This window comes from Stenotrophomonas sp. 10N36, assembly GCF_056395005.1.
On the sequence record NZ_JBFTIS010000015.1, the window covers coordinates 192,827 to 200,656 of the forward strand.

General features: G+C 61.6%; 15 protein-coding genes and 1 pseudogene. All 16 read right to left on the bottom strand.

What is annotated here, in order from left to right; genetic code table 11:
* Positions 1-15: 15 nt before the first annotated feature.
* Positions 16-321, bottom strand: a complete 306-nt coding sequence (rpsN, locus tag AC1DCJ_RS15200; RefSeq protein ID WP_038690281.1) for a 30S ribosomal protein S14 — start codon at positions 319-321, stop codon at positions 16-18.
* Positions 322-339: 18 nt separating this feature from the next.
* Positions 340-882, bottom strand: a complete 543-nt coding sequence (rplE, locus tag AC1DCJ_RS15205) for a 50S ribosomal protein L5 (RefSeq protein ID WP_038690283.1) — start codon at positions 880-882, stop codon at positions 340-342.
* Positions 883-892: 10 nt separating this feature from the next.
* Positions 893-1,210, bottom strand: a complete 318-nt coding sequence (gene rplX, locus AC1DCJ_RS15210) for a 50S ribosomal protein L24 (protein ID WP_017355416.1) — start codon at positions 1,208-1,210, stop codon at positions 893-895.
* 16 nt (positions 1,211-1,226) lie between these two features.
* On the bottom strand, positions 1,227-1,595 hold the full coding sequence (gene rplN, locus AC1DCJ_RS15215; RefSeq protein ID WP_038690286.1) for a 50S ribosomal protein L14: 369 nt from the start codon (positions 1,593-1,595) through the stop codon (positions 1,227-1,229).
* Between the two features lie 13 nt (positions 1,596-1,608).
* Positions 1,609-1,878 (bottom strand): 30S ribosomal protein S17, encoded by a 270-nt coding sequence (gene rpsQ / locus AC1DCJ_RS15220; protein ID WP_038692463.1) that lies wholly within the window; start codon positions 1,876-1,878, stop codon positions 1,609-1,611.
* A gap of 11 nt (positions 1,879-1,889) precedes the next feature.
* Positions 1,890-2,075 (bottom strand): 50S ribosomal protein L29, encoded by a 186-nt coding sequence (gene rpmC, locus AC1DCJ_RS15225; protein WP_017355413.1) that lies wholly within the window; start codon positions 2,073-2,075, stop codon positions 1,890-1,892.
* On the bottom strand, positions 2,075-2,488 hold the full coding sequence (gene rplP, locus AC1DCJ_RS15230) for a 50S ribosomal protein L16 (protein ID WP_017355412.1): 414 nt from the start codon (positions 2,486-2,488) through the stop codon (positions 2,075-2,077). The genes rpmC and rplP overlap by 1 nt, the downstream gene beginning before the upstream one ends.
* A 5-nt stretch (positions 2,489-2,493) precedes the next feature.
* The gene (gene rpsC / locus AC1DCJ_RS15235; protein WP_038690288.1) at positions 2,494-3,225 is read right to left on the bottom strand and encodes a 30S ribosomal protein S3; all 732 of its coding nucleotides are present in this window, start codon (positions 3,223-3,225) and stop codon (positions 2,494-2,496) included.
* A gap of 17 nt (positions 3,226-3,242) precedes the next feature.
* The gene (gene rplV, locus AC1DCJ_RS15240; protein ID WP_017355410.1) at positions 3,243-3,578 is read right to left on the bottom strand and encodes a 50S ribosomal protein L22; all 336 of its coding nucleotides are present in this window, start codon (positions 3,576-3,578) and stop codon (positions 3,243-3,245) included.
* Positions 3,579-3,590: 12 nt separating this feature from the next.
* On the bottom strand, positions 3,591-3,860 hold the full coding sequence (rpsS, locus tag AC1DCJ_RS15245; RefSeq protein ID WP_017355409.1) for a 30S ribosomal protein S19: 270 nt from the start codon (positions 3,858-3,860) through the stop codon (positions 3,591-3,593).
* Positions 3,861-3,866: 6 nt separating this feature from the next.
* A complete protein-coding gene (gene rplB, locus AC1DCJ_RS15250; protein ID WP_038690292.1) occupies positions 3,867-4,694 on the bottom strand; it encodes a 50S ribosomal protein L2 in 828 nt (275 codons plus the stop codon).
* A 10-nt stretch (positions 4,695-4,704) separates the two neighbouring features.
* A complete protein-coding gene (gene rplW / locus AC1DCJ_RS15255) occupies positions 4,705-5,004 on the bottom strand; it encodes a 50S ribosomal protein L23 (protein ID WP_038690294.1) in 300 nt (99 codons plus the stop codon).
* Positions 5,001-5,606 carry a 50S ribosomal protein L4 gene (rplD, locus tag AC1DCJ_RS15260; RefSeq protein ID WP_038690296.1) on the bottom strand — a complete coding sequence of 202 codons (606 nt, stop codon included), beginning with the start codon at positions 5,604-5,606 and terminating at the stop codon, positions 5,001-5,003. Before rplD ends, rplW begins: the two co-directional genes overlap by 4 nt.
* 12 nt (positions 5,607-5,618) lie before the next feature.
* Positions 5,619-6,269, bottom strand: coding sequence for a 50S ribosomal protein L3 (rplC, locus tag AC1DCJ_RS15265; protein ID WP_038690298.1), 651 nt, complete (start codon positions 6,267-6,269; stop codon positions 5,619-5,621).
* A gap of 11 nt (positions 6,270-6,280) precedes the next feature.
* Complete coding sequence (rpsJ, locus tag AC1DCJ_RS15270; RefSeq protein ID WP_010341589.1) at positions 6,281-6,592, bottom strand: 30S ribosomal protein S10; 312 nt, start codon at positions 6,590-6,592, stop codon at positions 6,281-6,283.
* 333 nt (positions 6,593-6,925) lie between these two features.
* Positions 6,926-7,830: pseudogene (locus AC1DCJ_RS15275) on the bottom strand (elongation factor Tu); the annotation flags it as partial.

Below are 7,830 nucleotides of genomic sequence, written 5' to 3' on the forward strand. Positions count from 1 at the left end.
TCCGGGACGAATCCCTTACCAGCTTGCCTTGCGCAGGCCCGGCACGTCGCCACGCATGGTGGCTTCGCGCAGCTTGTTGCGGCCGAGGCCGAACTTGCTGTAGACGCCACGCGGGCGGCCGGACAGTTCGCAACGGTTGCGGTGGCGGCTCGGCGACGAATCGCGCGGCAGCTTCTGCAACTTCACGACAGCGTCGGCCTTGTCGGCGTAGGAAGCGGTCGGGCTGGAGATGATCTTCTTCAGCTCTTCACGCTTGCCAGCGAACTTGACGGCCAGCTTGGCGCGCTTCAGATCGCGGTTGACCATGGAGGTCTTTGCCATTTCGGTTTCCTCGACGTATCAGTTACGGAACGGGAACTTGAACGCTGCGAGCAGCGCCTTCGCTTCCGCGTCGGTCTTGGCGGTGGTGGTGATGGCGATATCCATGCCGCGGATCGCGTCGACAGCGTCGAAGTCGATTTCCGGGAAGATGATCTGTTCCTTCACGCCCATGTTGAAGTTGCCGCGACCGTCGAAGGAACGACCCGAGACACCACGGAAGTCGCGCACGCGCGGCAGCGAGATGTTGATCAGGCGATCCAGGAACTCATACATCTTTTCACGACGCAGCGTGGTCTTGCAGCCGATCGGCCAACCATCGCGGATCTTGAACGAAGCCACCGAGACGCGGGACTTGGTCACGATCGGCTTCTGGCCGGAGACCTTGGCCATGTCGGCGACGGCATTTTCCAGGATCTTCTTGTTCGTGGCTGCTTCGCCGACACCCATGTTCAGGGTGACCTTGACCAGCTTCGGAACCTGCATCGGATTGGTGTAGCCGAACTGCTTCATCAGCGCCGGCACCACTTCTTCCTTGTAGAACTTTTCGAGACGGGTATTCATCAGCGCATCCTCAGGCGTCGAGCGCCTCACCGCTGGAGCGGAACACACGCAGTTTGCGTCCATCCTCCAGCACCTTGAAACCAACGCGTTCGCCCTTGCCCGAAGCCGGGTTCAGCACATTCACGTTGGAGATATGGATCGACGCTTCACGCTCGACCACGCCGCCGGCAACGCCTGCCTGCGGGTTCGGCTTGGTGTGGCGCTTGACGATGTTCACGTTGGCGACGATCACACGATCGCCGTCGACGCGGACGACTTCGCCCTGCTTGCCCTTGTCCTTGCCGGTGTTGACGACGACCTGGTCGCCCTTCTTGATACGGTTAGCCATGATTATCTCCTGTCGCTCACAGCACTTCGGGAGCGAGCGAGACGATCTTCATGAACTTCTCGGTACGAAGTTCACGCGTCACCGGTCCGAAGATGCGGGTGCCGATCGGCTCTTGCTTGTTGTTGAGCAGGACCGCGGCGTTGGCGTCGAAACGGATCAGCGAACCGTCGGCGCGACGCACACCCTTGCGGGTACGCACCACGACGGCGTCGAACACTTCACCCTTCTTGACCTTGCCGCGCGGGATCGCATCCTTCACGGTGACCTTGATGATGTCACCGATGTGGGCATAGCGACGCTTGGAGCCGCCCAGCACCTTGATGCACATCACTTCCTTGGCACCGGAATTGTCCGCGACCTCGAGGTAGCTCTGCATCTGGATCATGATTCAGATCTCCTTATTCAGCCGCACGCGTGATGACTTCCACCACGCGCCAGTTCTTGGTCTTGGACATCGGAGCAATCTCGGTCACGCGGACGACATCGCCTTCGTTGCAGGCGTTGTCGGCGTCGTGGGCGTGCAGCTTGGTCGAACGCTTGATGTACTTGCCGTACAGGGCGTGCTTGACCAGGCGTTCCACCAACACGGTGACCGTCTTGTCCATCTTGTTGCTGACGACACGGCCTTCGACCGTGCGCAGCGCTTTGTTTTCAGTATTGTCGCTCATCGCGGCCATCCTTACTTGGTGCTGCCGAGCAGGGTCTTGACGCGAGCAATCTCGCGGCGGACCCGGCGGGTTTCGTGAGTCTTCGGCAGCTGGCCAGTAACCTGCTGCATACGGAGCGAGAACTGCTCCTTACGCAGGTCGGTCAGGTGGGCCTTCAGATCGTCAGCCGACTTTTCGCGAAGTTGTTTGATATCCATTACATCACCGTCCGGGTCACGAAGGTGGTGGTCACGGAGAGCTTGGCAGCTGCCAGGCGGAACGCCTCGCGAGCCACGCTTTCATCCACACCTTCAATTTCATAGATCATGCGGCCGGGCTGGATCTGGGCTACCCAGTACTCCACGTTGCCCTTACCAGAACCCATTCGGACTTCGATGGGCTTCTTGGTGATCGGCTTGTCGGGGAACACTCGGATCCACATCTTGCCGCCGCGCTTGACGTAGCGGCTGATCGAGCGGCGAGCCGCTTCGATCTGACGCGCGGTCAGCTGACCATGAGCGGTTGCCTTCAGGCCGTACTCGCCGAAGCTGACAGCGTTGGCGCTCCAGCTCAGGCCATCGTTACGGCCCTTGTGTACCTTGCGGTACTTGGTTCGCTTGGGTTGCAACATTGTCGTTACCTCGCTTCACGAGCCGGGCGCTGACGGTCACCGCGGTCGCCGCGATCGTTACGATCGTTGCGCGGGGAATCGTCCTGCTTTTCCTGGCCAACCTGGGAGAAATCGAAAACCTCGCCCTTGTAGATCCAGACCTTGATGCCGATGATGCCGTAGGTCGTCTTGGCTTCAGCGAAGCCATAGTCGATGTCGGCACGCAGCGTGTGCAGCGGCACGCGGCCTTCGCGGTACCACTCCGAACGGGCGATTTCTGCACCGTTGAGGCGGCCACCCACGTTGACCTTGATGCCCAGGGCACCCAGGCGCATCGCGTTGCCGACCGAGCGCTTCATTGCGCGGCGGAACATGATGCGACGCTCCAGCTGCTGCGCGATCGACTCGGCAACCAGCTGTGCGTCCAGCTCGGGCTTGCGCACTTCGGTGACGTTGATGTGCGCCGGAACGCCCATCATCTCGCTCACTTCCTTACGCAGCTTTTCGATGTCCTCACCGCGCTTGCCGATCACCACGCCCGGACGGGCGGTGTGGATCGTCACGCGAGCGGTCTTTGCCGGACGCTCGATAAGGATCTTGCTGATGCCGGCCTGCGCAAGCTTCTTGCGCAGCATTTCCCGCACCTTCAGGTCGGCCGCCAGGTAACCAGCGAACTCGCCCTTGTTGGCGTACCACTTGGAGTTCCAGTCCTTGGAAATACCGAGGCGGATACCAATCGGATGAACTTTATGACCCATGGTGTTTTCCTTTCCGCTTACTTGCCGGCGCCCACAACCACAGTGATGTGGCTGGTGCGCTTGAGGATGCGGGTGCCGCGGCCTTTCGCCCGCGCCATGAAACGCTTCAGGGTCGGACCTTCATCTACCATGATGGTCTGAACCTTCAGCTCGTCGACGTCGGCGCCCTGGTTGTTTTCGGCATTTGCGATAGCCGACTCCACCACCTTCTTGATCAGGTGGGCAGCCTTCTTATCCGAAAACTTCAGCAGGTTGACCGCACGCTCGGCCGGCAGGCCGCGCACCTGGTCAGCGACCAGGCGGGCTTTCTGCGCAGAGATGCGCGCGGAGCGCAGGATTGCTTTCGCTTCCATTGTCATCTCTCCTTACTTGCCCGACTTCTTGTCACCACCGTGACCCTTGAAGGTCCGGGTGATGGCAAATTCGCCGAGCTTGTGGCCGACCATGTTCTCGTTGACGAGCACCGGAACGTGGTTCTTGCCGTTATGAACGGCGATGGTGATGCCTACCATTTCCGGCAGGATCATCGAACGGCGCGACCAGGTCTTGATCGGCTTCTTGCTACCCGCAGCGGCCTCCACCTTCTTGACGAGGTGGTGATCGACGAACGGGCCCTTCTTGAGTGAACGTGCCATGGTCGATTAGCCCCTACGATCGCGGACGATGAATTGCTGGGTGCGCTTGTTCTTGCGCGTCTTGTAACCCTTGGTCGGAACACCCCACGGGGTGACCGGATGCGGATTACCCTGGCCGGCCTTCGCCTCACCACCACCGTGCGGATGGTCAACCGGGTTCATGGCAGCACCACGAACGGTCGGGCGGACACCGCGCCAGCGCTTGGCGCCAGCCTTGCCCAGCTTTTCCAGGTTGTGTTCGTCGTTACCGACTTCACCGATGGTGGCGCGGCACTCGACCGGCACCTTACGCATTTCACCCGAGCGCAGGCGCAGGGTGGCGTAGATACCTTCACGAGCGACGAGCTGCACGGCGGCGCCGGCGGCACGCGCGATCTGAGCACCCTTGCCCGGCTTCAGTTCGATGCCGTGGACAGTGGTACCGACCGGGATGTTGCGCAGCGGCAGCGTGTTACCGGTCTTGATCGGCGCATCCGAACCCGCGATCACCTGGTCACCGGCCTTCAGGCCCTTCGGTGCGATGATGTAGCGGCGTTCGCCGTCGACGTAGCACAGCAGGGCGATATGGGCGGTGCGGTTCGGATCGTATTCGATGCGTTCCACGCGCGCCGGAATGCCTTCCTTGTTGCGCTTGAAGTCGATGACACGGTAGTGCTGCTTGTGGCCACCACCAACGTGACGGGTGGTGATGCGGCCGTGGTGGTTACGACCACCGGACTTGCTCTGCGGCTCCAGCAACGCTGCGTGCGGTGCGCCCTTGTGCAGATCGGGCGTAACCACGCGCACGGCCGAACGGCGGCCGGGGGAAGTGGGCTTGAATTTCATCAATGGCATGGGATGGACCTCAGGCCTTGGCCGTTACATCGATGGACTGGCCATCGGCGAGACGCACGTATGCCTTGCGCCAATCGCCGCGACGGCCGGTGCGGTTACGGAAGGACTTGTTCTTGCCCTTCACGTTCAGCACGTTGACCGACTCGACCTTGACATCGAACAGCTGCTCAACCGCGGCCTTTACATCGGCCTTGGTCGCTTCGTTCGACACTTCAAAGACATACTGGTTGGAATGTTCCTGCAGGCGCGCGGTCTTTTCGGAGACTCGCGGAGCGCGAAGAACGCTGAAGATTTTCTCGTTGGCGCTCATGCCAGCCACTCCTCGACCTTCTTGACCGCGTCAGCGGTGATGACGACCGTGTCGGCACCGACCAGCGACACCGGGTCCAGGCCCTGCACGTCACGCACTTCCACGTAGGGAATGTTGCGCGCCGACAGGTACAGGTGCTCGGAAGCATCTTCGGTGACGATCAGCGGACGCTTGCCCACTTCCAGGCCGGCCAGCTTGGCGATCAGAGCCTTCGTGTTGGTCGCTTCGACATCGAAGGACTCCACGATGGTCAGACGGCCCTGACGGTTCAGCTCGGACAGGATCGCGCACATGGCTGCACGGTACTGCTTACGGTTGACCTTCTGCTCGAAGCTGCGCGGCTTGGCCGCGAAGGTGACACCGCCGCCGACGAAGATCGGAGCCGTCAGTGCGCCATGACGCGCGCCGCCGCCCTTCTGCTTCTTCGACTTCTTGGTGGTACCAGCCACTTCAGAGCGAGTCTTCTGTGCCTTGGTGCCGGCGCGGCCGGCGTTGCGATAGGCGACGACGACCTGGTGAACCAGATCTTCGCTGAAATCGCGACCGAACACGGCGTCGGAGACCGAGACCTTGTTGTTGCTACCCGTGATAACGAGTTCCATCGTCATCTCTCCTTATGCCTTGCTCGCCGGACGGACGATCACGTCGCCACCCGCCGCGCCAGGAACGGCGCCGCGAACCGCGATCAGACCGCGCTCGACGTCGACCTTGACAACTTCCAGGTTCTGGGTGCTCTGCTGCACCGAGCCCATGTGACCGGACATCTTCTTGCCCGGGAACACGCGACCTGGCGTCTGGCGCTGACCCAGCGAACCCGGCGCGCGATGCGACAGCGAGTTGCCGTGGGTAGCGTCACCCATACGGAAGTTGTAGCGCTTGATGGTGCCCTGGAAGCCCTTACCCTTGGTGACACCCTGGACGTCGACGATCTGGCCGACTTCAAAGATGTCCGCCTTGACTTCGCCACCGACGGCGAAATCGCCGAGCTGGGCGTCTTCAACGCGGAATTCCCACAGGCCACGGCCCGCGTCGACCTTCGCCTTGGCGAAGTGACCGGCTTCCGGCTTGTTGACCAGGGCAGCGCGACGCGCGCCGACGGTCACCTGCACGGCGCTGTAGCCGTCAGCTTCGACGGTCTTGATCTGCGCGATGCGGTTCGGGGTAGCTTCAATCAGGGTTACCGGGATGGCCTGGCCATCTTCGGTGAACACGCGGCTCATGCCAGCCTTGCGGCCCACGAAGCCCAACGAATATTTCTTCGTCATGGTCGTAGTCCTCAGGTCAGCTTGATCTGAACGTCGACGCCGGCAGCCAGTTCGAGCTTCATCAGCGCGTCCACGGTCTTGTCGTTCGGGTCAACGATATCGAGCACGCGCTTATGCGTGCGGGTCTCGTACTGGTCACGCGCGTCTTTGTCGACGTGCGGGGAAACGAGAATGGTGTAACGCTCGATCTTGGTCGGCAGGGGGATCGGGCCACGCACTTGCGCGCCGGTCCGCTTTGCCGTTTCTACGATCTCGCTGGCCGAACGGTCGATCAAACGATGATCGAACGCCTTCAGCCGAATCCGGATCTTTTGGTCCGCCATGACGGTGGGTTCCTTCGTTAAAAGAGCGACGGACAAGGCCTCTGGGTTGCCTTGTCCCATGAATATCCTGAATGCAGACGCCGCACATTCCCGTGCGGCGACAAGATCTTTCCGTAGACCTCAAAAATCGAGGCAGACCGGTCTCCCGATCTGCCCAGACAAAAAGTATAGCGCGCATACAACGCGGCGGTCAACAGGGGACCTGTTGACACTGCCTGAATGGCGCGACCCTTCCTGGTCCGGGGAACACGAGGTGCGTCCTGCGCCTCTTTTCCCATTTAGTTCCGCCCCGATGCCCTACCCAGGCAACATCGGGGCGAAGATTCTAGCAGATTACGCCAGGATCTTGGAGACCACGCCGGCGCCGACGGTACGGCCGCCTTCGCGAATCGCGAAGCGCAGACCTTCGTCCATGGCGACCGGGTTGATCAGGGTGACAACCATCTTCACGTTGTCGCCCGGCATCACCATTTCCACACCTTCCGGCAGCGCCCTCGTCCTTCGACAGCACGTACACTTCGGCGTCGAACTGGGTGTGCGGCTTGATCGAACCCGGCTTGGCCAGCACCTGGCCACGCTCGACGTCGTCACGCTTGGTGCCGCGCAGCAGCAGACCGGCGTTGTCGCCTGCCTGACCCTGGTCGAGCAGCTTGCGGAACATTTCCACGCCGGTGACGGTGGTCTTCTGGACCGGACGGATACCGACGATTTCGATTTCTTCGCCGACCTTGATCACGCCGCGCTCGATACGACCGGTCACCACGGTGCCGCGGCCCGAGATCGAGAACACGTCYTCCACCGGCATCAGGAACGGCTTGTCGATGTCACGCTCCGGGGTCGGGATCCAGCTGTCGAGAGCYTCGACCAGCTTGATCACGGCCGGCACGCCGATATCGCTCTGGTCGCCTTCCAGCGCCAGACGGGCCGAACCCGCGATGATCGGGGTGTCGTCGCCCGGGAAGTCGTACTTGCTCAGCAGCTCGCGGACTTCCATTTCGACCAGTTCCAGCAGCTCGGCGTCGTCCACCATGTCGGCCTTGTTCAGGAACACGACGATGTACGGCACGCCGACCTGGCGCGACAGCAGGATGTGCTCGCGGGTCTGCGGCATCGGGCCGTCAGCAGCGGAGCAGACCAGGATCGCGCCGTCCATCTGGGCGGCACCGGTGATCATGTTCTTGACGTAGTCAGCATGGCCCGGGCAATCCACGTGGGCGTAATGACGCTCGGTGGATTCG